This window comes from Rhizobium sp. Root1334, assembly GCF_001426665.1.
Classification (GTDB): Bacteria; Pseudomonadota; Alphaproteobacteria; order Rhizobiales; family Rhizobiaceae; genus Pararhizobium.
This window is the reverse complement of sequence record NZ_LMEY01000001.1, coordinates 1296818-1320190: the sequence shown is the minus strand read 5'-3', so window position 1 is coordinate 1320190 and position 23373 is coordinate 1296818. Positions and strand designations below refer to the sequence as shown.

Below are 23373 nucleotides of genomic sequence, written 5' to 3'. Positions count from 1 at the left end.
CTCAGCCCCTCCCGCGCTGGGTGGGGTCGAGGATATCGCGCAGCGCATCGCCCACCAGGTTGAAGGACAGTGCAGTCAACAGGATGACGGCGCCGGGAATGAACACCAGCCAGGGGGCGGCCTGGAAATAGCTCTGGCTTTCGAAGATGATATTGCCCCAGGAGGGCGTGGGCGGCTGCACGCCGATGCCAAGGAAGGAGAGCGTCGCTTCGAGAAGCACGGTCGTGGCGATGCCGAGCGTGCCCCAGACGATTGCCGTCGGCATCAGATGCGGCAGGATATGATGAAACAGGATGCGGGCATGACCAGCGCCGAGCGAGCGCTCTGCCAGGATGAAGTCACGCTCCACCAGGCCGCGGGTTTCGGTATAGACGATGCGCGCCACCTGCACCCAGTTGACCAGTGCGATCACCATGGCGACGATCCAGAGGCTGGGGCGCAGAAGGGCTGCAAGCACGATCGCCAGAAGCAGCGCCGGGAACGCCATCATCAGATCGGTGAAGCGCATCAGCGCATTGCCAAAAAGGCCGCGCATGTAACCGGAGAGGATGCCGATCAGGAGGCCTATCGCAACCGCGATTCCGTTGGCAACGAGGCCGATGATCAGCGATGTGCGGGCACCATAAAGAAGGCGTGAGAACAGGTCACGGCCGAGCGTGTCGGTGCCGAGCAGGAACTGGGCGCTGGGCGGCAGCGGAGCGCCTTCCAGCGTCAGGCCGTCAAACATCTGCTCATCGGGATTGTAAGGCGCAATCAGCGGCGCTGCGACCGCCATGAAGACGACGAGGGCAACGACGGCCAGGCCGAACAGCGCTGACGGCTGGCGGATCATGCTTTTCAGAATGCGCATCAACCGGCCTCCGGCAGGGGCTCGGCGCCACCGAGGATGGAGGCCGCAACCTGCTCCATCGGCATCCGCCGCTGCATCGCGCAATTGCGCAGGATGGTATAGGCGAGCTCCTCATTGACCTTGCGCACCGCAATGATGCGCTCGACGGCGGCATGAACCAGCGGCCGCAGACGGACGCGCTCTTCCAGATGGTTCATCCTGTCGATGACCGCCTTGCGCTCGCGGTGAATGCCGAGTGCCATGACCAGGGCAGGGTAGACGGCGGAGGAAGCCAGTGGTTTTGCAATGATGGCACCGACACCCTGCTCCATCGCCCAGGCGATGCGGCCGGGTGCTTCCGAGCCGAGCAGTGCCACCAACGGGCAGGGTGCACTGCCGCCGTTCCACGGCAACAGGCCGTCCCAGCCCTGGTCGGCATCGACAAGCACGACATCCGGCAGGTCGGTGGCGTCGAGTGGCTGCCACTGGACCGTCACCTGAAAGCCGATGAGCTTCAGTTGGCGTGTCAGCCGTTCGGTCGTGTTGTCTTCCCGGTGCAGGATGGTGGCACGCCAGCCGGTGAAATTCGGTGTTTCCCTCATGACACGATCCTCAAAGGCGACGGCATCCGGCTGCGGCGGTTCGTCAGATAAGGATCAGCGGCGATGGCCGGCTGTGAGGCGATGATATCGAAGCCGCCTTCATCATTGATCCGGCCGAGATGGAAGGGCAGTGCCGCATGACGGGTATCGGGATTGATCAGGATCGGCCCGAGAACGGTTGGCAGAGGTGCGGCCGACAATTGACGTGCGACGGCGGTTGGGTCATCCGTGCCGGCAGCAAGGATCGCCTCTGCGCAAAGCTTGACTGAGGCATAGGCGCTGGCGAAAACGCTCGAAATACGCCGCTGGCTGCCAAGTTTGGCTGCCACCTGGGCCTTGAAGCCGGCATTTTCAGGCGTTGCGACCGTATCGAAATAGGCGGCCGCGCAAAGCTGGCCGGTGGCAACACCGAGACCGATATGGGGAATTTCGCTTTCCTGCAGGTCACAGCTGACGACCGGGCAATTTTCCGGGAGGAAGGCCGGGTTGCGGGCGCCAAGCGCGCGGATGGCGGCGAGAAAGGCGTAGCTCGACGGTCCGATGAAATTATTCAGGATGAAGCTTGGCCGGCGCTGCTCGATATCCAGCACGATGCGCTCGACGGCAGTCTCCTCCAGCGGCAGGTACCGTTCGCCAAGCACCTCGCCGCCAGCATCCTCGATCAGCTCGCGGGCCAGCCGGTTCATTTCCCAGCCCCAGACGTAATTGGCGCCAACGAGATAGGGACGGCGGCCGAAGCGCGGGATCAGGTAATCGAACAGCGGCAAGAGGTGCTGGTTGGGACAGCCGCCGGTATAGATGACATTGTCATTGGCTTCGAAGCCCTCGTAAGGGCACATGTACCAGAGCAGACCGTCATGTTTTTCGACAAGAGGAATGACCTCCTTGCGGGCGAGCGAGGTGATGGTTCCGATGATGTGGCGGCAACCGTGATCGCGCAGCATTGCGCGCGCACCTTCGAGGTAAGCGGTGATATCGGCATGGGGATCGATGACAACCGGCTTGATGGCGTTGCCATGGAGCGCGCGGACCTCTTCGATGGCAAAGTCGGCACCGTCACGTGCGTCGCGTCCGATCTCGGCATAGGGGCCGGTCGTGGAATAAAGGATGCCTATTTTTACCGCGTTGTTCATTGATCCGCCAAAAACCAAAAACCCCACGACGCAGAACCCATCTGTGATGGGAGCATCGTGGGGCCAAACTGCCCGTCGACCATGAGGTCATGTCAAGGAAGTGCTTAATCCGTTGGCAAGATTAAAATACGGGCACCGTATCTGTGTCAAGCGCGATTCGTTGGAGCCGGGGGCCTCGAATGGAAATGGCGAAGTGATTCGTTCTGAGGCGGCCTTATGGGACGGTGTTGAGCCTGCAGTATCATAATGCTGCGTGCCACTCCGTTGGCCCGCAAGATTCGTGCGCATTGCGGTGTTTTGACGGCCTTCACGAAAACGTCAGGGCGTCCTACTTGCGGTTTCGCCGAATGGTCACTACCTGAAAGCTCTAAATGTTACCGGTCACACCCACCAGGGTTTGTGGAGTGGTCGTGCGTGCATCTAAGGTAGTGAGGGTACTCACGATCCTGTGCATCAGGGCGTTGCGTTTCGGCAACACTCAAAATCCCAACCATCAATGTGACGAGAATATGACTGTAATTTTTATTGTTACAGTTCTTGGCCTATGTAATCTCGGCGTGCGGTTTCGGCCGCTGCCATTGGGGCTTGAATCGATATTTGGGGTGGGGGACGCTGATTTTTCAGCCACGAAAGCCTGTGCCCGATCGAAACTTGATTGGATCCGAAATGACTATGAAGGCTATTCTTTTTGCCTCTGCTGCGGCGTTGACCACAGCAAACGGTGCATTTGCAGCCGACGCTATCGTTGCTGCTGAACCTGAGCCGGCGGAATACGTCCGCGTCTGCGACGCGTTCGGCACCGGCTACTTCTACATTCCGGGAACGGAAACCTGCCTGAAGATCGGCGGTTATATCCGCTTCCAGACCGACTTCGGCCGTGATCAGTCCGGTTCGTCTGACTGGAATACCTTTACGCGCGCACAGCTTGAGTTCGAAGCAAAGAACGACACCGAATTCGGCACGCTGTCCAGCCTCGTTGCGCTTCGTACAAACGCTCGCAACTCTTCCGGTTCTTCGAACAACAATACCTTCCTCGACCAGGGTTACATCGAAATCGCCGGCCTGCGCGTTGGTATGCAGTACAGCTGGTGGGATGACGACTTGAGCGGCGAAACCGACCTGATCGCCAGCAACGAAACCCGTCACAACGCCATCCGCTACCAGTACGAAACCGACGCCTTCAAGGCCGGTATCGCTGTGGAAGAGCTGGAAGACACCGCGCGTCCGAACAATGTCGGTATCACCGGCCAGGTTTCCGGTACGGTTGGCGTTGTCACCGCCTACCTGCTTGGCGGTTATGACACCGATAGCGAAGAAGGTGCTATCCGCGCGATCATCTATGCTGATCTCGGCCCAGGCCAGCTCGGCATCTACGGTGCGTATGCTACCGGCGCCAACTACTACTACGAAGAGTCCGAATGGACTGTTGGCGCTCAGTACGAACTGAAGGTCAACGAAAAGTTCTCGATCACGCCTGGTGTTCAGTACTTCAGCAACATCGACCTGAACGGCAACGACTTCGGTGGTGGTGATGCCTGGACCGGCGGCGTGACCGTCGACTACAAGATCACCGACGGCCTGAAGACCAAGGTGAGCCTCCAGTACCACGACGAAGACGATGGCGATGACGAAGTGTTCGGCTTCGTGCGTCTGCAGCGCGACTTCTAAGTTACGCTTCAAGATCCGGCTGGTCGCGTGAAGGCGCGGCTAGCCACCGGTTCGTCACGGATTTGACTGACCTCCGATCAGTGACGGGGACGGTCCGGTTCCCTCCGGCCGTCCCGCACGGCCGCATGTGATTCTGCCTCAGGGCGCGATCGCCCTTCCGACTGGACACTTGCCGCCATCGATGGTCGCCAGTTCCGAGATGGCATCCTCCACAGATTTTTCCTCAAGAAGACCCAGCAGGGCCTGCTCGGCTTTCTTGCTCAGCTTTGCCGACCATTCGTTCATATTGCTTGAGACAAAGCATTCGGCTGGAATATCCTCACGCGTACCCCATATTTTCTTGTCTGGCGTGACTGCAAGATAGATTTCACTCAGATAAATCGCGCTGGCGGACCGGCCAAGCCGGTAACCTCCCTGATATCCTTCAGACGACACAAGAATATTCTTCTGCATCAACGGTGCGGCCAGCTTGCGCACGAGACTGGGCTTGGCATCGAGCTTCGCTGCCAGCGTATCGCTCGTTGAGCGGATATTATTTCTTTCGTTGACGGCAACTGTAATAATGATTTGCAGAGCCGAAGAGAAGCGCGTGTCCATCATGGGAGCACATACTAATGCAGGCTTTTGAAAAAACCAGATGGTTAGTGCACGCATAGTAAAACTCTCCAGCGGTTTACCGCCAGAGGCTTCATCTTGACTACAACTGCACCCGCTGGATTGGCTCGCCAATCGCTCGAGAGAACGCGGTCCCGATTTCTTAACGGACCGGACATGCTGCCCAGATAGGATTTGGAAAATGCGATTTCAATAGGGCTCCTCATATTGAGGCCGCCTCAGCGAAATTTTGTATTTGGGTGCAGGGGAACCCGTGCCTCTCATGGCTTTTCGCAAAACGCCAGCCAGCCTTCAGGTATCGCGGCCGGACAAAAAAATCGGCCTGAAACCGTGAACGAATGCTCAGGTTTCAGGCCGATCGAATCAAGGTCCGGTGATCAATCAGACGAAGAAAAAGTCATTGGCGTGAAGGTCTGCCTTGTCGACTCCTTCCAGGAGGATCGAGCCCGTACCGAATTTGATCAGAACGCCATCGGCCGTGTCGACTGCCGCTGCCTTGACGGCGGTGAACGATGCCAGGACGCTCTTGTCCAGGCTCAAGACGTCACCTGCCGTGCTTTTGCCAGCCTGGAAATCGTAGATGGTGTCCTTGCCCGAACCAGCCTTGAAGATAAAGGTATCCTTGCCGGCGCCGCCCGCCAGGGTATCATTGCCTGTTCCGCCGGTCAGCCTGTCGTTGCCGCTGCCGCCAGTCAGAATGTCATTGCCGGCGCCACCGTTAAGTATGTCGTTGCCAGCGTCGCCCTTGATCGTGTCGTTGCCGCCTTCGCCATACAGCGTGTCGTTGCCTTTGCCGCCACTCAGAGTGTCGCCCTTGCCGAAGCCTTTGAACACGTCGTTACCGGTGCTGCCGGAGAATGAGATGCTGTCCTTCTTGAGCAGGGCCAACAGGCCCTTGGTATCGGAGGACGTCAGGCTGGAGCGCAGAGCATTGGCATCCGCACTCGTTTCCAGGCTAAGACCGGAAATCTTCAGGTCGGTGGACTGGGTGAAGACCTGCTTTCCCGTGTCGAGCTTGGTCGAGGTGCCGAAGCGCAACCCATCCAGCGAGCCACCAACCTGATGGGTCGCCATGTCATAGGCCCAGTCGGTTTTACCGGCATCAAAGACCACGCCGGTGCCCTTTGCATCGAGTGCTGCATATTGCTTGCCCGACAGGCCGCTGGATCCACTGAACGAGCCCCGGCCGGCCGGCGAGAAGCTGCTATCAAATTTTGCGAGATAAGCGAGTACGTTGACGCCGGTGCCGTCCTTGTTGACGTCCGTGACGGAAATATTGATCGTCATTCATTGCCCCCAACAGTTGAATATACCTACGATACCTCGGCTATTTAAGATGATTATAATTGTCAAGTTATTGGCAAGGAAAATATGATAAAATAAATCATCTTTTAAGATTTTGTGCCTTCCCGCCAATAGGCGACGACGAGATGTTGGTCGTTTTTCAGTTTCCAGTCCTGGCGCGCGAGTTGCCGGATGGTTTTGAAGGCTGAAAATTCGCAGGCGGCCCAAAGATATATGCTTTCGTCGCCCTGGGGGCGGTGCGTTTGCCGGAGGGCTTCGACAAGGAGGCTGCCGGGCTTTTCTGCGTTGCGGATCAGCCAGTGAATGCCGATGGCAACAGGCGTCTGCAGGTTCTGGATTTCGGCGGCATCCGAAACTTCAAGATAGGCGGCGCCGGATGAATCGGCGGGCAGGTTTTCCAGCATGCGGGCAATGGCTGGAATGGCGGTCTCGTCGCCCGCAAACAAATACCAATCTGCATCCATAAGCCCGCCACCGCCAGGACCGAGTACGCCGACTTCCATCCCGATGGTGACGGCCTCGGCAAAGCTCGATCCCGGTCCGGCATCGGCGTGCAGCACGAAGTCGATATCGAGTTGGCTGGTCGCAAGGTCTATCGAGCGCACGGTGTATTTTCGCATGGACGGTTTCAGGTCCGGCCGCTCCCATTCGATGAGGCCACTTGCCCCGACAAAGGGCCATTGCGGTTCGGCAAGGCCGGGCTGCTGGATCAGCAGGTTCAGGTGCAGCGCGTCGAGGTTGGCAAAGCGTGCCGCGTTTTCGCAGCGGAAAGTTATGCGGCGCATATGCGGTGTCACGTCCCGGGTATCGGTAACCGTCAGGGTCTGAAAATTCGGCGGCCGCTCGGCATCGCCATGATCGCCATTCCAACAGATTTCTGGGACGGTCTCCCCTGCGAATTCGAGAATGTGGGAAGCAACAGTCATGCGCGCGAAATAGAGGTGCTCGAAGTCCGGCGCTTCGATGTTGATGCGCGTCATTGCGCCATCGGCCGAGAAGCGGGCACTGCAGCCGGAAAGACGCAGTAAGACATCGCCGGATTCCTCGCTGATTTCGGCATTGTGTTCGCGCATGTGCTTGCACAGTTCTTGGATCACTGTCTGCGGATCGACGAGGTCGATGACTGCCTGCGCCGTGTAGATTTTGCCGTCCATTAAATTGTCCTTTTATTGCGGCAACCGCGAAGCGTCGAAGTCGAGCCAGAAGGTGCCGTTGAGCGGTACGCTCAAAAAGCGCCTGTTGATCTCGGCGAGGGTTTCAGAAGGGGCGATATCTTCGAAGAGGTCCGGATGAATCCATTTCGCGTAGCATTGGAAGACCAGAATATTGAGAACGGAAATCGAAAGCTGATGAGACGCGGCATGAGCCCGGCCCTCACGTACCGCCGTGAAGTGGGTGCGCACGTCGTTGGAGATGACACGGGTGAAGGATTGGGCTGCCGCCTCGGCACTGACGTCACCGCCGAGCACGAGGCCTCCTTGAGCGGCAAGATGCGGGCCGCCGGTGGCGATATAGATGTCCGGGTCCCTCTCCAGCACGAACTCGGCGCTGAGTTTTCCATCATAGCCGGGCATATCGGCGGCAATGCTTTCGCCACCGGCCAGCCGTAGATAGTCCGTCATCCGGTTTTCGCGCCCAGGCGTCGAGCAACAGATGGCCCCGGCATGGGCATCGACAAGAACCGACTTGCGGGCAACCCCCTTGGTACGATCGGTGATGCGCTGATAGTGCGGCCGGAGGAACTCGCCGAAGTTTCTAGCCTCGACTTCACGGCCAATGACCTTGCCGAGAAGCTCGAGCGAAAAGATGGCCGTGTCGGCCGGTCCACTGCCGTTGTTGTGCGGTCCATCGAGAAAGACGACGGGCACACCGGCGGATTCTAGCGTTGCGGCGATATCCATCCAGCCATTGTCCCAGATGGAAACGAGATAGACATCCGGCCTGACGGCAAGGATCGCTTCCGGCGACGTCTTCGACGCCACCACTCCGCCGGCCACGGGAATGCCGTCGATCGCCGGAAATCGCTGCCTCAGGTCGTTGTAGAAACCTCGATCGATCCGCTGCGGTGCCGCCCAGCCGGCCAACCGGGAAATCGGGTCGGGCTCGATCAAGGCGAGCGACAGGATGAGCAAGCTCTCATTGGTGGCGATGCGCTCAGCCGGTTTGGCAAGGCGTACTTCCCGTCCGGCCGCATCCGTGAACCGGATTTCGGCATGGGCAGGCGCTGCAAGGAGGAGCGAGACGAGGCCACACGCGGCAAGCAGGGAGAGGGCCGCCAACCAATTGGCAGCCCTTTTCGCGGCTGACGATGATTGCACGATTACCATACGTATTTCAGGCTCGCGGTGACCGCCCGGCCTGCGCCGTAGTTGCAGCTTCCGCCGGTAATGTTGAGGCAATGGGAAACATATTCCTTGTCGAAAAGGTTGCTCACGTTGACGCGAAGCGTTGTTCCCGAAAATGCCGTATCCATGGCGCCGAAATCATACTGGGCCCCGATATCGACAAGCGCCCGGCCAGGAATGCGCAGTTCTTCGAGATATTTGGCGTCGGTCTGGTAGGAGGATGTCATGCGCACGCCAGCGCTGAGCGATAGGCCTTCGATAACGGAAGGGCGATAGTTTACCCAGGCGCTGGCCTGATGCTCCGGCAGGCGCAACATCTCGCGGCCCTTGGCGATGGCGCTCGTGCTTTCGAGCACCTCGGAGTGAGAATAGGCGTAGGCCGCGAGCAAGTCGAGTTCAGGCGTCACCTCGTATTTGGCTTCAAGCTCAAGGCCGCGAACACGCTGCTTTCCGGTTTGGACGTTGTAGAGGGTGCTGGTGGGATCCGGCGTCAGGCCGTTTTCCAGGGTGAGATCGAACAGCGAAGCGGTGATCATGCCATTGCCGCCGGGCGGCTCGTATTTCACGCCGATTTCGTACTGCTCGGCCTTCTGCGCCTCGAACGGCGTACCTGCCTGGCTGGAGCCAAGCGCAGGCAGGAAGGTGGTGGAGTAGCTGACATACGGGGCGATGCCGCTGTCGAACAGATAGGTGAGGCCCGCACGCCAGGTCAATTCACGATCATCATTGGAGACGGCCGGCGATCCGGCCAGCATCCGGTTTTGCGTATCGATGTCGGAAAGATCGTAGCGCAGGCCGAAGGTGCCGATCCAGTTGTCATAGCGGATTTGATCTTGGAGATAGAAACCGATCTGGCGCTGTTCCTGAAGCCCCGAGCGCTGGATTGCGGGTTTAGGGATGGAGCCGGCGCCATAAACCGGGTCGAGATAGTCGAGCGGCGGCACGCCAGCAAACCCATTGCCGAACGTCGTCGAGGAATCGGCTCTCAGATAGTCGATCCCGAAGAGCGCGGTGTGATCGAAGGCGCCGGTATCGAAGCGGGCTTCAAGCTGGGTATCGACGTTGAAGCTCGAAACCCAGTCGTCGGAAATGGCCGAGGCACGGTTCAGCGTATGGCCGTCGGGCTGATAGGCGAAGGCTGGATTGACGAGCACCAGGAACATGTTCTGGCTGGAGCGGCCGTAACGCAGGTTCTGGCGCACGGTCCAGGTCTCGTTGAACTCGTGGGAGAATTCATAGCCCAGCGTGTAGAAATCGCGCTCGAAGACGCTGGCATCGGGATCTCCGAGAAACAGGTCGAGCGGGATTTGCCCCAACGGGTTTTCGATCAGGGTACCGATGGCCGGATAAAAGCGAGGGTTGAAATCCTTCGGCCGATCCTTCTGGTAATAGCCATGAAGCGTCAGTTCCGTCTGGTCGGTCGGTGCCCAGGTCAGGCTCGGCGCCAGCATCAACTGGCGTTCCCGCTCCCGGTCAATCTGCGTGCCCATGTTTTTGCCAAGGCCGGTCAGCCGGTAGGACCAGTCGCTACCCTCGCTGACCGGGCCGGTGAAGTCGAACGTGCCCTGGATACCGCCATGGGAGGAGGTCTCGATACCGAGTTCGTTGCGGCTTTCGGTGTGTGGCCGCTTGCTGACTTCGTTGACGAGGCCGCCGGGGATCGAGCGGCCATAAAGTACCGATGCCGGTCCTTTGATCACGTCGATGCGTTCCAGCGCATAAGGGTTGATGCTGGGCGTCGCATAGTTGCTGGGATCACCGGGCAGGACCAGTCCGTCGAGCCATACCGTGCCATAGGTGTTGAAACCGCGGATGTAGAGCCAGTCATAGCGAATGTCATAGCCGTTCGGATCCGATAAGACGCCCGGCGTGTAACGCAAGGCCTCCGCCACGGTATTGACGCCCTGTGCATCCATCTGGTCGCGCGTGACGACGCTGATGGCTTGCGGTGTTTCGAGAAGCGGCGTGTCGGTCTTGGAGCCGCTCAAGGTTCGCTTGGCGACAATGCCCTGGTCTGGTCCTTTCGGATTGTCCTTGCCCGGGTCGACCGTGATCTTTTCGAGCGGCGTGGCAGAGCCGGATTCCTGGGCGAACGCATGGGGGCAAGGGATGGTAAGGCCGAATGCTATCGTCGAGGCCAGCAGAATGTCCTTCCGGTTGAGCCTGATGGTTCGATTGAACCGCCCCATCTGGTATTCCACGGTAAATTCCGCTTTCTGGCCGCCGCTCATGTCTTTGTCCCCACACATTCGCATCTCTGGTAAACTTGACCAAGTAAATCAAGTTAAGATATTGCTTTAGGGCACTTGTCCCATGATCGGCAACGAAGAGACCTTTGCGCAACGCGCAGATATCTTTGTTCGTAGCCAAAGTTTTCATCGTGGCGACGGGCGCAAGGCGGCTGGTAAGATTCCCGGTGCAAACCGGGAGCATGATGCGTTTCGAAGGGTTGGCGATGACCTCCTCCACGATCCAACCGGACATGGAAGCTGGCTATGAACTGCGCAGTACGGGCAAGCGGTTGCGCGTGCGCGATTTCCTGCGTCAGGACGGCGTTGTGCTGGAGAGCCCGGATGACCAGCTCTCGCCCGACGATACGTTGATGGAGGGCGAGTTCCTGCATCGGGAACTTCGCCGCGGGTTGGTGCTGCATGTCAGCGATGCGATCGAGGAACGGCCCTTCACCGCGACATCACGGCTTGGCGAAGAGTTGTCCTGCATCTTCTTTCTCGACGGCAATGTCGACCTTGCCATTGGCGACAGGCATTTTACGTTTCAGGCGCAGAAGGGGGTGGCAAGCGGCGTCGCGATCATGAATGCCAACCCGGAGAGCTTCAAGCGGGCCTCCCATGGGCGCCAGCATTTGCGGCATGTCGTCGTTTCTGCAACGCCGGAATGGCTGCATCTTGATGCCATGGAGGAGATCGCGGACACCAAGGGCGGTGAACGGTTGATGCGTGAGCATCTGGCCGAGCATCGCTGGACGCTGACACCGCGGATGATTGAACTCGTCCGGCAGATATTTGCGCCATTGCCGCTCCTGCCGGCGATGCGCGATCTCTACCTTGAAAGCCGCGCTGTGGAGCTTGTTGCCGAAACCATGGCGGCGGTGCTCCATGCCGGCCGGCGTGCGCCGGGAGGTGCGCTGCTCACGCGCCAGGATGCGGTCTGCCTGGATCGGGCCAAGGATTACATCGCAGTGCACTGGGACGCTCCACTGAATGTCGGAATGATCGCCCGCGCGGCCGGTGTCAGCGCCAGCGGCCTGCAGCGGCTGTTTCGGATTTCTGAAAACCAGAGCGTCTTCGAATATCTCCGCACGCTTCGGCTGGAGCGGGCTTTTGCGGCCTTGAACGGCGGCGAAGTGACAGTACAGGAGGCAAGTGCCATTGCCGGCTATTCGGCCGCTTCCAATTTTTCCACCGCATTCCGCCGCCAGTTCGGCACAATCCCGCGCCACGTCATGCTGACGCGCAAAGGCTGATAGGTTGCTTGGAACTTCCCGGTAATGTCCGATTTCAGATATAAAAAAAGCCCGGCGAACCGGGCTTTTTTTGATCTTCGAAACTGCCTGGGCAGTTGCGAATATGAAATTGGTGCCCAGAAGAGGACTCGAACCTCCACACCCTTTCGAGTACCAGCACCTGAAGCTGGCGCGTCTACCAATTCCGCCATCTGGGCGACGAGCGGGGGTGTACGGGGCTCGCGCTTTTGTGTCAACAGGGTTTTTGAGTTTTTCATTGAAAATGAGTAGGAAAGTTGAGCAAACCGTTGAAGGGGAATGATTTTTCCCCAAACAATTTCGCCGAGCTTTGCTGCAATCACGCTGCCGGCTGCCGCTCGCCAAAGGCGCGAATGCAAGCGAGCCCCTGTTCGAGGACCTGCTTTGCCTGATCGGCTGTTTCCGCCTCCGCATAGCAGCGCATTTCCGGTGCATTTCCCGAGGGGCGGAAGTGAACGACGCTGCGATCGGTCAGTGTCACGCGCAACCCGTCGACGTCGCTGAGCGTTTCCGGCTTTCCGATGGGGGCGAGAAAACTTGCCAGATTGTCCGGGCCTGAGCGGAGATGGCTCATCAGCGCAGCACTCGTCTCCAATGGAAAATTTTCGATCCGGTCGCTCAGCGCCACCCGCAGGGCAAAGCCTGCTGCAAGCGATGAGAGAGGCTGCTGGCTGCGTGCGGCAAGTGAAAGCACGGCAAGCGCCGGCAGGAAGCTGTCGCGCGTTGGCAAGGCTCTAAGCTTGGTGCCGTTGAGGGTGAAATCCGTGGCGGTCAGGGTGCCGCCATTGGCCTCGAAGCCGACGACGCCGGTTTTCCCGTTGCGGACCGCCTCCAGCATGCCCTCGATGACAAATGGCGAACCGACGCGCGTGCGCAGGATGGAGAGGCCTGGCTGGCCCTCAAGGCCCGAATTGGAGGTGACAGGCGTCACGGCAACAGTCGCGCCAGTAAATTGTGCTGCGATCAGGCCCAAAAGATCACCGCGCAACGGTAGGCCGGTTTCATCGCTGACAAGCGGGCGGTCGCCGTCGCCATCGGCCGAGACGATCGCGTCGAGTTGATGCTCGGCCGCCCATGTCTTGAGCAAGTCGATGGTTGCGGGCGAAACGGCTTCGGTATCGACTGGAATGAAATCGGCGGAGCGGCCAAGTGCAACGACATCGGCGCCGTAATCCCTCAGAACCTCGACGAACAGGTCGCGTGCCACGGTGCTGTGCTGATACACGCCGACTTTCAGGCCGGTCAGAGCGCCTGCGGGAAGGACTGCGGCGTTGCGGGCCAGGAAAAGTGCCTCGGCCTGCCGGGCATGGTCGGCGGCCGGGCCGGGCGTCGCATCGATCGGGACCGAGCGGGCCATGAGCGCTGCTGCTTCCGCGCCGATTGCGTCCTCGTCGATCTTGGAGATTTCCCCGTTCGGGCGGTAGAACTTGATGCCGTTGCGGTCGGCGGGGATATGCGAGCCGGTGATCATCAATGCTGCTGCACCGCTCTCCAATCCATAAAGGGCGAGAGCCGGCGTCGGTACGGTCCCGCAATCGAGAACGGTCAACCCGCAGCGGGTCAATGCGCCAGCGCAGATCGCTGAAATTTCCGGGCTGGAGGCGCGAAAATCCCGGCCCAGCAGGATCGGATCGCCGATTTTCGCTTGGCCGGACGAGAGGAGATAGCGGGCAAACGCGGTCGCGTAGAGGGCGGCGGGAGGGCCGTTGAGGTCGATGGATAGGCCGCGCAGACCGCTGGTGCCGAATTTCAAACTCAATCCATTCTCCGCTTCGTTGCCAGGATTTAGTAATCACATGAGTGATCAAAGGAAATAAGGGAGCATCCTGCCACTTGAACAGCTGGGACGCCGAATGACATCAAATTTGCAGCCGGATGGCCACGAAAGCACCAATAAACAAAAATACTGGCCGTTATGTGAAGCAGGAGTACCGACCAAGTAAACCCCTTCCGGTGAAATGCGGAACCAGATAGCGGGATTTCGAAATTTCGTTCTTGGCTAAGTGCTGAGCGGATGCTTTCTCATAGCGGCGTCTGCAGAAGGACTAATCTTTCTAAACGGCGCATGTTGGACAACGCGGCGGAACATTCTTCGCTTTTGACTTGAGCGGCGGTCAGGTGGTCAACGTGTCCCACGCCCATAACAACACCGCATAGCGCGCCGCCTTGCCAATCGTCACATAGACAATGAAGACAGGGAAAGGGGTACGCAGAAGCCCCGCCACCAGCGTCAGCGGGTCGCCGACCACGGGCAGCCACGAGAATAGCAGGATAGGCCGGCCATAACGGCCAAACAGCGCCTCTGCCCGCTTCCGGTTGAGCGGGCTGACCGGAAACCAGCGGCGATGCTCGAAACGCAGCAGAAAGCGGCCGAGAACGAAATTGACAACCGCGCCCAGCACATTACCCGCCGTCGCGGCCAGAAAGAGAGCGATGATCTGCGCATCCGGTTGCCGGGCGGCAAGGATCAATGCGGCTTCGGAGACGCCGACCAACAACGTGGCGGAGAGAAAGGCGGCGCTGAAAACGCCGAAAAGCAGACTTGCGGTCAAGGTGTCAGGTCCGGTCGGTGTGGCCGAGATCGCGTCCTGGTTCGATCACGTCGCGAACGCGCTGCTTCAATTCCTTCGGCCCCGGAAAGCCGCCGTCGCGCTTGCGTTCCCAGATCAGCGTCTCGCCGACATGGATTTCAAAATTGCCGCCGGTGCCGGGAATGAGGGCGACTTCGCCCAGGCTGTCACCAAAGGTGGAGAGCAGCTCCTGCGCCATCCAGGCAGCACGCAGCAGCCAGTTGCACTGGGTGCAGTAGAGAATGGCGATACGTGGCTTTTCTGTCATGGCGGTTTCCGTAGCGATATCAGGCTGGCGGACGTTATCCATCGGCGGAGGAGGCCGCAACAGCACGTGATCAAGAATGCCTCACAACATTGTTAACTAAATTTATCATGTTTTGGCGGGAGCCTCCCTTGATTGGTGCAATTTTCGCGGCAACAGAATGCGGCGTTGCAAAAATCAAGAGGAGCCAACATGACTGACCTTACATCGACCCGGCCGCCAGCCATGCTGCCCGCCCTGCAGCGGTTCTATCTGCCGCTCGATACGACGGCCGAAACATTGCTGCGCGTGGTTGCCGGCGTTCTGCTCGTCACCCACGGCTATGGCAAGATCATCAATCCAATGGGTGCCGTCGGCATGGTCGAAAGCCTGGGCTTCTACCCCGGCGTCTTCTGGTCACCGCTGCTGGCCGCGACGGAATTTTTCGGTGGCATCCTGATCGCGATTGGGCTTTTCACCCGCCCGGCATCCTTTGCCGCGATGATTGTGCTGCTGGTGACCGTATATTTCCACGGCGTCGTGAAGGCTGAGGGCCTGGGTGGCGCCGAGAAATCCATCCTCTGGGCCGCGATTTTCTTCTTCTTCGCAATCCGTGGTTCCAACACCCAGTCGGTTGATGCGAAGATCGGTAAGCAGATCTAAGACTTGAACGATTGGCGCGCCGCGGGTGGAAACATTCGTGGCGCTTTTTTGCCTGAATTCTTCTGATTGGCGGCAAGCCAGACAGAAAAATGGCGGCCGAAGCCGCCATTTTGAAACGATATGTTTAACCCGGAAGCGCTTACAGCGTGCGGGTAATATGCTCGACGCGGAAGCACTCGATCGTGTCTCCGGCGCGGATATCTTCGTAGTTCTCGAAGGCCATACCGCATTCCTGGCCCATCGGCACTTCGGAAACTTCGTCCTTGAAGCGCTTGAGGGTCTTGAGCTTGCCTTCGTGGATAACGACGTTGTCGCGAACCAGACGCACACCTGCACCGCGTTCGACCTTGCCTTCGATGACCCGGCAACCCGCGACCTTGCCGGTCTTGGTGATGTTGAACACTTCCAGGATTTCGGCATTGCCGAGGAAGGTTTCGCGGCGTTCTGGCGACAGCAGGCCCGACATCGCTGCCTTCACGTCATCCACCAGATCGTAGATGATGTTGTAGTAGCGGATCTCGATACCGGCGCGTTCTGCGGCCGTGCGGGCCTGGGCGTTGGCACGAACGTTGAAGCCGATGATGGCCGCGTTCGATGCTTCCGCCAGCGAGATGTCGGATTCGGTGATACCACCGGCACCCGAATGCACGATGCGGGCACGAACCTCGTCGGTTCCCAGCTTGTCGAGTGCGCCGGCAATGGCTTCGATCGAGCCCTGCACGTCGCCCTTGATGACCAGCGGGAATTCCTTGAGGCCGGTATTCTGCAGCGTCATCATCATCTGCTCGAGCGAGCCGCGCTGACCGGTTGCGCGGGCAACGGCCTTGTCGCGGGTCAGGCGCTGGCGATATTCGGAGATTTCGCGAGCACGGCTTTCGTTCTCAACGACAGCGAACTTGTCACCCGCCAGCGGCGTACCGGAAAGACCGAGGATCTCGACCGGCATCGACGGAGGCGCCTCCTTGACGTGTTCGCCCTTGTCGTTGACCAGCGCGCGCACACGGCCCCACTGATCGCCGGCAACGATAATCTGGCCAGGCTTCAAGGTACCCTTCTGAACGAGAACGGTGGCAACTGCACCACGGCCGCGATCGAGCTGGGCTTCAACGACGGTACCTTCTGCCGTGCGGTCTGCATCGGCGCGCAGGTCGAGGATTTCGGCCTGCAGCAGGATGGCTTCGAGCAGCTTATCGATGCCGAGGCCGGTCTTGGCCGAGACTTCGACGTCGAGCACTTCGCCGCCCATGGTTTCCACGAACACTTCGTGCTGCAGCAGCTGGTTGCGCACCTTCTGCGGATCGGCTTCGTGCTTGTCGACCTTGTTGATCGCCACGATGATCGGAACGCCGGCAGCCTTTGCGTGGCTGATGGATTCGATCGTCTGCGGCATAACGCTGTCGTCGGCCGCCACCACGAGGATCGCGATGTCGGTCGCCTGGGCGCCACGGGCACGCATCGCGGTAAAGGCGGCGTGGCCGGGGGTGTCGATGAAGGTGATCTTGTTGCCGTTCTGCTCGACCTGATAGGCGCCGATATGCTGGGTGATGCCACCGGCTTCGCCCGATACGACATGGGTCTTGCGGATGGCATCGAGCAGCGAGGTCTTGCCGTGGTCGACGTGACCCATGATGGTCACGATCGGCGGGCGCGGCTGCATATCGCCATCGTCCTTGGCGCTGAACAGGCCTTCTTCGACGTCGGATTCCGAAACGCGCTTGACAGTATGGCCAAATTCGCCGGCGATGAGTTCTGCAAGGTCGGCGTCGATGACGTCGCCCGGCTTCATCATCTGGCCTTCCTTCATCAGGTACTTGATCACGTCGACGGCCCGTTCAGCCATACGCTGCGACAGTTCCTGAATGGTGATGGTTTCCGGCAGGATAACCTCGCGCATGACCTTTTCGCGGGTTTCCTGCATCTGGCTGCGGCGGAACTTTTCCTGCCGGCGGCGCGTCGCAGCCATCGAGCGGCCGCGCGGATTGCCGTCGTCATCGAGAGCGGCAGTCAGTGTCAGTTTGCCCTTGCGGCGTTCTTCTTCCGTCTTCGGACGGGCAGGAGCTTTGGCAGGCTCCGGACGGACGACCTTGCCGCGCACCGGTGTGGTGGCGCCACGGTTCGGACGAGCTTCGTCATCCTCGCCTTCCGTCTTGCGGCGGGCACCAGCGGCCGGGGTGGCTGCTGTTGTTGTAGTTGCAGGCTTTGTTGCCTGGGCGCGGGCCTGATCTTCCGCCTTGCGCGCAGCAACGGCGGCGGCTTCCACTTCGGCGGCCTTTGCCGCTTCAGCTGCGGCCTTTTCGGCTTCGCGTTCTGCAGGGGTTCGGGCTGCCTCTTCGGCGGCGAGACGGGCTGCTTCAGCCTGTTCGGCCTTCAGACGCTCGGCTTCTTCAGCGGCACGGCGTGCCTCTTCGGCAGCGCGGCGCTTGGCGTCTTCGGCATCGCGGATCTGGGCTTCGGCCAGCGCACGGCGGCGGGCGTCGATCTCACCAGCAGAAAGCTGGTTGAGAACTACACCGACCCGCGGACGGTTGCTGTTATCCTGGCGATTGTCCTGCTGACGCGGCTGCTGCTGTGGCTGGGCCGGGCGCGCAGGCTGTTGCTGCTGCGGCACAGGTGCCGGGCGCTGCGGTTCGACCACGCGTGCCACAGGGGCAGCAGGTGTTGCGATCGGAACGACCGGCTTCTCGTCTTCCGGCCGCATAGGCCGCCGCTTGCGCGTTTCGACCACGACAGCCTTCGTGCGGCCGCGACCCATGTCCTGGCGAACAGTTCCCTGACTCACCCCGGAAGGCTTCAGGGTAAGCGTCTTCTTGGCTCCGCCGAATGTCTTGTCGTCGTTGTTGTCGGTCATTCCGTTCCGTTCCTAAGATCAGGGCCGGATGCGTATCACCAGACCCCGCCGTTCAATTTCTGTTTTGCAATCGCGGTTGTGCCGGCCTTCGCCGGTGACCCCCGTCATTGTGTCGGCAAGCCAGATTCGGCGCCAACGGCTCGAGCAGGGACGGTTCCCCGATATCGTTCGAGCATGTTTGCGCGCTTCACTACACCCTCACCCGCCTGCCCTGCAAGCGCTGCGGCATGGATAAAAGCATTCTGGCCTAAAAGCCCTTCCATTTCAGCCTCGGTAAAGAAGCGAAAGGAGGGTATTTCCTGTCCATCATCGACGACAAAGCTCATCGCTTTGCGCGCCTGGTCTATCTTTCGCACCCCATCGGCTGCGGCATCCACCGCATGGAATGTGGCGAGCGCCGCCAGTCCACGCACGGCTTGCTCGACCTTCGAGGCGCCGGTGATGAACTGTGCCGCCTTGCGCGCCAGGTTCATCATGCCGCCAAGCTGCATCGACAGCAGCCGGTCCACCTCATCGGCAAGCTCCGGTCCGGCGGTCACATCCGCCTTCTTGAGCCCGCGGGCAAACAGCTTCCTGGCGATTGCCTTTTCCAGCACCGCCCGCTCCGCCGTTACCCAGCAGCCGCGACCCGGCAGCTGCTTCTTCAAATCCGGCACCACCCGGCCATCAGGCCCGGCAACAAAGCGGATCAGCGTTTCCGGTGTTCCGCTCTGCCGTGTCACGATGCACATGCGGCCATTCACTGCTTCACCATCGATGTCCCCGGCAGGGTCCTTGTCTTCAATCAACATGGCGATCTTCAAGCAGCATCAGCTTGATTCACGGTCAGAACGCCTTCAGGCGTCCTGTTCCGCGCCTTCCACGACTTCGAGCGCTTCTTCTTCGCGTGCCAGGTCTTCTTCGGTGATCCAGCCGGCGGCAAGACGCGCCTGCAGGACCATGCGTTCGGCATCGATGCGGGAGATTTCGAGCTTGGAGAACAGGCCTTCAAACTTCTTCGTCTCGCCGTCCTTGCGTTCCGACCAGCCGACGAGATCGTCAGCGGCGCAGCCTGCAAAGTCTTCCATAGTCTTGATGCCGTCTTCACCCAGCGCAACCAGCATCTGGCCGGTCATGCCGTTGATCGAGCGCAGGTCGTCGGAAACGCCGAGGGCGACGCGCTTGGCATCCATTTCGGCTTCCAGGCGCTCGAGATATTCGCGGGCGCGGGTCTGCAGTTCGTTGGCTGTGTCCTCGTCGAAGCCTTCGATCGAGGCAATTTCGTCGAGTTCGACATAGGCAAGCTCTTCGACGGCGGCAAAGCCTTCCGAAGCCAGAACCTGGCCAACCATCTCGTCGACGTCGAGGGCTTCCATGAACAGCGCGGTGCGTTCGTTGAATTCCTTCTGGCGGCGTTCCGATTCTTCGGCTTCCGTCATGATGTCGATATCCCAGCCGGTCAGCTGCGATGCGAGGCGGACGTTCTGGCCGCGGCGGCCGATGGCCAGCGAGAGCTGTTCATCCGGAACCACGACTTCGATGCGCTCTGCATCCTCATCGAGAACGACCTTGGAGACTTCAGCCGGCTGCAGCGCGTTGACGATGAACGATGCCGGATCCTGGGACCACGGAATGATATCGATCTTTTCGCCCTGCAATTCGCCGACAACGGCCTGAACGCGCGAACCGCGCATACCGACGCAGGCACCGACCGGATCGATCGACGAGTCGTTCGAGATGACGGCGATCTTGGCGCGCGAACCCGGGTCACGGGCAACCGAACGGATCTGGATGATGCCGTCGTAGATTTCCGGAACTTCCATGGTGAACAGCTTCACCATGAACTGCGGATGGGTACGCGACAGGAAAATTTGCGGGCCGCGCTGTTCGCGGCGCACGTCGTAGACATACGAGCGGACGCGGTCGCCGTAGCGCATGTTTTCGCGCGGGATCATTTCGTCGCGGCGGATGATGCCTTCACCACGGCCGAGATCGACAATGACATTGCCATATTCGACGCGCTTGACCGTGCCGTTGACGATTTCGCCGATGCGATCCTTGAATTCGTCGAACTGGCGGTCCCGCTCGGCTTCACGCACCTTCTGGACGATGACCTGCTTGGCCGATTGGGCGGCGATACGGCCGAAATCCATCGGCGGCAGCGGGTCGGCGATGAAGTCGCCGAGAATGGCGTCCGGATTGCGGTCGCGGGCCAGTTCCAGCGGAATCTGGGTCGAGTAGTCTTCGGCGTGTTCGACGACTTCGAGCAGGCGCTGAAGCCGGATTTCGCCGGTCTTGGAATTGATGTCGGCGCGGATGTTGCTCTCCGAACCGTAGCGCGAGCGGGCGGCCTTCTGGATCGCGTCGGCCATGGCGGCCAGAACGATTTCGCGGTCGATCACTTTTTCGCGCGCGACGGCATCCGCGATCTGCAGAAGTTCGAGCCTGTTAGCACTCACTGCCATATTAAAGTCTCCGTCTGATTGCCGGGGCCTCACTTGGAAGCGTCCCACGCCCATGAACTCAATTGATCGGCGAATCTTCGTCTTCGAAGTTTTCGTTGGCAGCCTGGGCTGCCTTTGCCTTCTTGTCTGCTGTCAGCGCATCGCGGATCAGGTCATCCGTGAGGATCAGCCTGCCTTCGGCCAGCGCCGTGAAGGGAATGACCACGCGCGGCTCTTCGCCGGGGGCCGGTTGATCGCGCTCGATCGTAAAACTTTCGTCGTCGGCCGACACGATTTTACCGCGGAAACGCTTGCGGCTGTCAACCAGGACCGACGTTTCGAACTTGATCAGGTGGCCGGACCAGCGAGTGAAATCGGACTTGCGCACCATCGGCCGGTCGATTCCCGGCGACGATACTTCTAAATGATACTCCCGATCGACCGGATCTTCCACGTCCAGAACCGGCGAGATCGCCGTCGAGATCGCTTCGCAATCGTCCACGGTCATAGTGCCGTCAAGCCGCTCGGCCATGATCTGCAGCGTTGCGCCATTCTGCGAGGACAGGCGCACGCGCACCAGTTGATAGCCCATCGGAATGAGCACGGGCTCGACGATGTCGGCGATGCGCCGATCGATCCCGGTCTCGGTGACCAGGCGTGGTTCCTGTGTGTTTTCTGCCGTTGTCGTATCGGACAAACGATGCTCTCCCAAAACATCGGTAATAAAAAAGAGCGGGTCCTGACGGGCCCACTCTTCATCAACCGATCAAGAATTTGAGGGTCATATACGCTCGATTGTCGGCAAATGCAAGGTATCCCGCTGTCAGGCCTGCAAAACGCGGATTCAGACCGTGAAGTGGTGAAATCCTGCCGATGGCAGCGCTTTTACTTGCCCGGCCTGTCATCTGGCTTAGATTGGGCGTCACAAAGACGATTCAAATCACAGACTAGGGTGGGAAAGCGCGTTGCCGCACAGACTATCGCCATTGGCGCCGTTCAAGCACGATACGTTCCGGGTTATCTGGGTGGCAAGTCTTGCCTCCAATTTTGGCGGACTGATCCAGGCCGTCGGCGCCGCCTGGATGATGACCTCGATTACGGATTCCGTGAACATGGTGGCGCTGGTGCAGGCCTCGACCTCGCTGCCCATCATGCTGTTTTCGCTGATTTCCGGCGCGCTTGCCGATAATTTCGATCGGCGCCGCATCATGCTGGTTGGCCAGTGTTTCATGCTCTGCATCTCGGCACTTCTGACGCTCTGTGCCTATTTTGGCATTATTACGCCCTGGCTGCTGCTGTTATTCACTTTCCTGATCGGCTGCGGCACGGCGCTCAACAACCCTTCCTGGCAGGCTTCGGTCGGCGATATGGTGCCGCGCGACGTACTGCCGGCTGCGGTCGCGCTGAACAGCATGGGGTTCAACATCACCCGCTCGGTCGGCCCGGCGATCGGCGGCGTGATCGTCGCGGCAGCCGGGGCCGCCGCGGCTTTTGCTGCCAATACGCTCAGCTATTTTGCCATCATCTACGCACTGTTGCGCTGGCGCCGCGAAGAAACGCTGTCGGCGCTGCCGCGCGAATCGATGGGCCGGGCGATCTCCGCCGGTCTGCGTTACGTCGCCATGTCGCCGAATATCGGCAAGGTGCTGGTGCGTGGTTTCGTCTTCGGTCTGTCCGCCAGCGCCATTCTCGCTCTTCTGCCGCTGGTTGCCCGCGATCTGGTCGCCGGCGGACCGTTGACCTACGGCATCATGCTGGGTGCCTTCGGCCTTGGCGCCATCGGCGGGGCTCTGCTCAGCGCCCGGCTGCGGGAGCACCTGTCGAGCGAATGGATCGTGCGCATCGCCTTTGCCGGTTTTGCCGTCAGCAGCGTGGTGACGGCGCTCAGCCCCTATGGCTGGCTCACCAGCCTTGCGCTTCTTCTGTCGGGCGCCGGCTGGGTACTGGCGCTGTCGCTGTTCAATACCACCGTGCAGCTCTCGACGCCGCGCTGGGTGGTTGGCCGCGCGCTGTCGCTCTACCAGACCACCACCTTCGGCGGCATCGCTTCAGGCAGCTGGATGTGGGGGCAACTGGCCGAAAGCCACGGCCCGGCAAATGCCTTGATCGTCTCGGCCTGTCTGATGATCGTCGGCGCTGCCATCGGGCTGCGCCTGCCGCTGCCGGAGTTCCAGTCGCTCAATCTCGATCCTCTCAACCGGTTTTCCGAGCCGCTTTTGAAGCTCGACCTCAAGCCGCGCAGCGGCCCAATCGTGGTGATGATCGATTACGAGATCGCCGACGGCGACGTGCCGGAATTCCTCACCGCCATGGCCGAGCGCCGGCGTATCCGCATCCGCGACGGCGCCGGCCAATGGGGATTGATGCGGGATCTGGAAAACCCGACCACATGGACCGAAACCTATCACGTACCGACCTGGGTGGAATATGTCCGCCACAACCAGCGCCGGACACAGGCGGATGCTGAGATTGGCGACCGCCTGCTCGCCCTGCATCGCGGTGATACCGCCCCCCGCGTGCACAGAATGATCGAGCGCCAGACGATTCTTCCTTACGAATATGAGCGCTACAAGCAGCAGATGGACATGCACTGAGCGCTCTGCAGTGTCCGTTATTGCTCGAAAGG

General features: G+C 60.0%; 19 protein-coding genes and 1 tRNA gene. 4 read left to right on the top strand and 16 right to left on the bottom strand.

Features of this window, described 5'->3' with window-relative positions; all coding sequences use genetic code 11:
* Window position 1: 1 nt before the first annotated feature.
* Genes ASD36_RS06430 through ASD36_RS06420 form a run of 3 tightly spaced genes read right to left on the bottom strand, consistent with a single transcriptional unit; the run spans window position 2 to window position 2564 of the window.
* Window positions 2–850 (bottom strand): ABC transporter permease, encoded by an 849-nt coding sequence (locus ASD36_RS06430; RefSeq protein WP_060511997.1) that lies wholly within the window; start codon window positions 848–850, stop codon window positions 2–4.
* Window positions 850–1431 (bottom strand): ANTAR domain-containing protein, encoded by a 582-nt coding sequence (locus tag ASD36_RS06425; protein WP_060501144.1) that lies wholly within the window; start codon window positions 1429–1431, stop codon window positions 850–852. The genes ASD36_RS06430 and ASD36_RS06425 overlap by 1 nt, the downstream gene beginning before the upstream one ends.
* Window positions 1428–2564 (bottom strand): transporter substrate-binding protein, encoded by a 1137-nt coding sequence (locus ASD36_RS06420; RefSeq protein WP_060501142.1) that lies wholly within the window; start codon window positions 2562–2564, stop codon window positions 1428–1430. Before ASD36_RS06420 ends, ASD36_RS06425 begins: the two co-directional genes overlap by 4 nt.
* Before the next feature lie 666 nt (window positions 2565–3230).
* On the opposite strand from ASD36_RS06420, the gene ASD36_RS06415 reads away from it, so the two are divergent.
* A complete protein-coding gene (locus ASD36_RS06415) occupies window positions 3231–4232 on the top strand; it encodes a porin (RefSeq protein WP_060501140.1) in 1002 nt (333 codons plus the stop codon).
* A gap of 138 nt (window positions 4233–4370) precedes the next feature.
* On the opposite strand, the gene ASD36_RS06410 is transcribed toward ASD36_RS06415, so the two are convergent.
* The 5 genes from ASD36_RS06410 to ASD36_RS06390 form a co-directional block, all read right to left on the bottom strand.
* Window positions 4371–4886, bottom strand: coding sequence for an Rrf2 family transcriptional regulator (locus tag ASD36_RS06410; protein ID WP_082511908.1), 516 nt, complete (start codon window positions 4884–4886; stop codon window positions 4371–4373).
* A gap of 342 nt (window positions 4887–5228) precedes the next feature.
* Window positions 5229–6134 carry a calcium-binding protein gene (locus ASD36_RS06405; RefSeq protein WP_060501137.1) on the bottom strand — a complete coding sequence of 302 codons (906 nt, stop codon included), beginning with the start codon at window positions 6132–6134 and terminating at the stop codon, window positions 5229–5231.
* A 104-nt stretch (window positions 6135–6238) separates the two neighbouring features.
* Complete coding sequence (locus ASD36_RS06400; RefSeq protein WP_060501135.1) at window positions 6239–7306, bottom strand: siderophore-interacting protein; 1068 nt, start codon at window positions 7304–7306, stop codon at window positions 6239–6241.
* A 12-nt stretch (window positions 7307–7318) separates the two neighbouring features.
* Entirely contained in the window at window positions 7319–8431 is a 1113-nt protein-coding gene (locus ASD36_RS06395) for an ABC transporter substrate-binding protein (protein ID WP_244481800.1), read from the bottom strand.
* Window positions 8432–8472: 41 nt separating this feature from the next.
* Complete coding sequence (locus ASD36_RS06390; protein ID WP_244489759.1) at window positions 8473–10728, bottom strand: TonB-dependent siderophore receptor; 2256 nt, start codon at window positions 10726–10728, stop codon at window positions 8473–8475.
* A 200-nt stretch (window positions 10729–10928) separates the two neighbouring features.
* Here ASD36_RS06390 and ASD36_RS06385 point away from each other — a divergent pair, with 200 nt between their 5' ends.
* Complete coding sequence (locus ASD36_RS06385) at window positions 10929–11981, top strand: AraC family transcriptional regulator (protein ID WP_060501126.1); 1053 nt, start codon at window positions 10929–10931, stop codon at window positions 11979–11981.
* A 110-nt stretch (window positions 11982–12091) separates the two neighbouring features.
* Here the strand turns inward: ASD36_RS06385 and ASD36_RS06380 are convergent.
* From ASD36_RS06380 to ASD36_RS06365, 4 genes are all read right to left on the bottom strand, one after another.
* A tRNA-Leu gene (locus tag ASD36_RS06380) sits at window positions 12092–12178 on the bottom strand.
* Window positions 12179–12318: 140 nt separating this feature from the next.
* Window positions 12319–13758, bottom strand: a complete 1440-nt coding sequence (locus ASD36_RS06375) for a phosphomannomutase (RefSeq protein WP_060511995.1) — start codon at window positions 13756–13758, stop codon at window positions 12319–12321.
* A 355-nt stretch (window positions 13759–14113) separates the two neighbouring features.
* Window positions 14114–14551, bottom strand: a complete 438-nt coding sequence (locus ASD36_RS06370) for a YqaA family protein (RefSeq protein ID WP_082511907.1) — start codon at window positions 14549–14551, stop codon at window positions 14114–14116.
* 4 nt (window positions 14552–14555) lie between these two features.
* Window positions 14556–14837, bottom strand: coding sequence for a SelT/SelW/SelH family protein (locus ASD36_RS06365; protein WP_060501123.1), 282 nt, complete (start codon window positions 14835–14837; stop codon window positions 14556–14558).
* Between the two features lie 189 nt (window positions 14838–15026).
* Between ASD36_RS06365 and ASD36_RS06360 the strand changes: the two genes are divergently transcribed.
* Window positions 15027–15476 carry a DoxX family protein gene (locus ASD36_RS06360; RefSeq protein WP_082511906.1) on the top strand — a complete coding sequence of 150 codons (450 nt, stop codon included), beginning with the start codon at window positions 15027–15029 and terminating at the stop codon, window positions 15474–15476.
* 139 nt (window positions 15477–15615) lie between these two features.
* Here ASD36_RS06360 and infB read toward each other — a convergent pair whose 3' ends face one another.
* From infB to rimP, 4 genes are all read right to left on the bottom strand, one after another.
* Window positions 15616–18324, bottom strand: coding sequence for a translation initiation factor IF-2 (gene infB, locus ASD36_RS06355; protein WP_060501121.1), 2709 nt, complete (start codon window positions 18322–18324; stop codon window positions 15616–15618).
* A 104-nt stretch (window positions 18325–18428) separates the two neighbouring features.
* Window positions 18429–19115 (bottom strand): RNA-binding protein, encoded by a 687-nt coding sequence (locus ASD36_RS06350; protein WP_060501119.1) that lies wholly within the window; start codon window positions 19113–19115, stop codon window positions 18429–18431.
* Between the two features lie 45 nt (window positions 19116–19160).
* Window positions 19161–20768, bottom strand: a complete 1608-nt coding sequence (nusA, locus tag ASD36_RS06345) for a transcription termination factor NusA (RefSeq protein ID WP_060501118.1) — start codon at window positions 20766–20768, stop codon at window positions 19161–19163.
* A 58-nt stretch (window positions 20769–20826) separates the two neighbouring features.
* A complete protein-coding gene (gene rimP, locus ASD36_RS06340) occupies window positions 20827–21444 on the bottom strand; it encodes a ribosome maturation factor RimP (protein ID WP_060501116.1) in 618 nt (205 codons plus the stop codon).
* Window positions 21445–21712: 268 nt separating this feature from the next.
* Here rimP and ASD36_RS06335 point away from each other — a divergent pair, with 268 nt between their 5' ends.
* Complete coding sequence (locus ASD36_RS06335) at window positions 21713–23341, top strand: MFS transporter (RefSeq protein ID WP_060501114.1); 1629 nt, start codon at window positions 21713–21715, stop codon at window positions 23339–23341.
* Window positions 23342–23373 lie beyond the last annotated feature (32 nt).

Coding starts and splice junctions, on each gene's coding strand:
- ASD36_RS06430 (WP_060511997.1), bottom strand. CDS start 850: ATGCGCATTCTGAAAAGCATGATCCGCCAGCCGTCAGCGCTGTTCGGC.
- ASD36_RS06425 (WP_060501144.1), bottom strand. CDS start 1,431: ATGAGGGAAACACCGAATTTCACCGGCTGGCGTGCCACCATCCTGCAC.
- ASD36_RS06420 (WP_060501142.1), bottom strand. CDS start 2,564: ATGAACAACGCGGTAAAAATAGGCATCCTTTATTCCACGACCGGCCCC.
- ASD36_RS06415 (WP_060501140.1), top strand. CDS start 3,231: ATGACTATGAAGGCTATTCTTTTTGCCTCTGCTGCGGCGTTGACCACA.
- ASD36_RS06410 (WP_082511908.1), bottom strand. CDS start 4,886: ATGCGTGCACTAACCATCTGGTTTTTTCAAAAGCCTGCATTAGTATGT.
- ASD36_RS06405 (WP_060501137.1), bottom strand. CDS start 6,134: ATGACGATCAATATTTCCGTCACGGACGTCAACAAGGACGGCACCGGC.
- ASD36_RS06400 (WP_060501135.1), bottom strand. CDS start 7,306: ATGGACGGCAAAATCTACACGGCGCAGGCAGTCATCGACCTCGTCGAT.
- ASD36_RS06390 (WP_244489759.1), bottom strand. CDS start 10,728: ATGAGCGGCGGCCAGAAAGCGGAATTTACCGTGGAATACCAGATGGGG.
- ASD36_RS06385 (WP_060501126.1), top strand. CDS start 10,929: ATGATGCGTTTCGAAGGGTTGGCGATGACCTCCTCCACGATCCAACCG.
- ASD36_RS06365 (WP_060501123.1), bottom strand. CDS start 14,837: ATGACAGAAAAGCCACGTATCGCCATTCTCTACTGCACCCAGTGCAAC.
- ASD36_RS06360 (WP_082511906.1), top strand. CDS start 15,027: ATGACTGACCTTACATCGACCCGGCCGCCAGCCATGCTGCCCGCCCTG.
- infB (WP_060501121.1), bottom strand. CDS start 18,324: ATGACCGACAACAACGACGACAAGACATTCGGCGGAGCCAAGAAGACG.
- ASD36_RS06350 (WP_060501119.1), bottom strand. CDS start 19,115: ATGTTGATTGAAGACAAGGACCCTGCCGGGGACATCGATGGTGAAGCA.
- nusA (WP_060501118.1), bottom strand. CDS start 20,768: ATGGCAGTGAGTGCTAACAGGCTCGAACTTCTGCAGATCGCGGATGCC.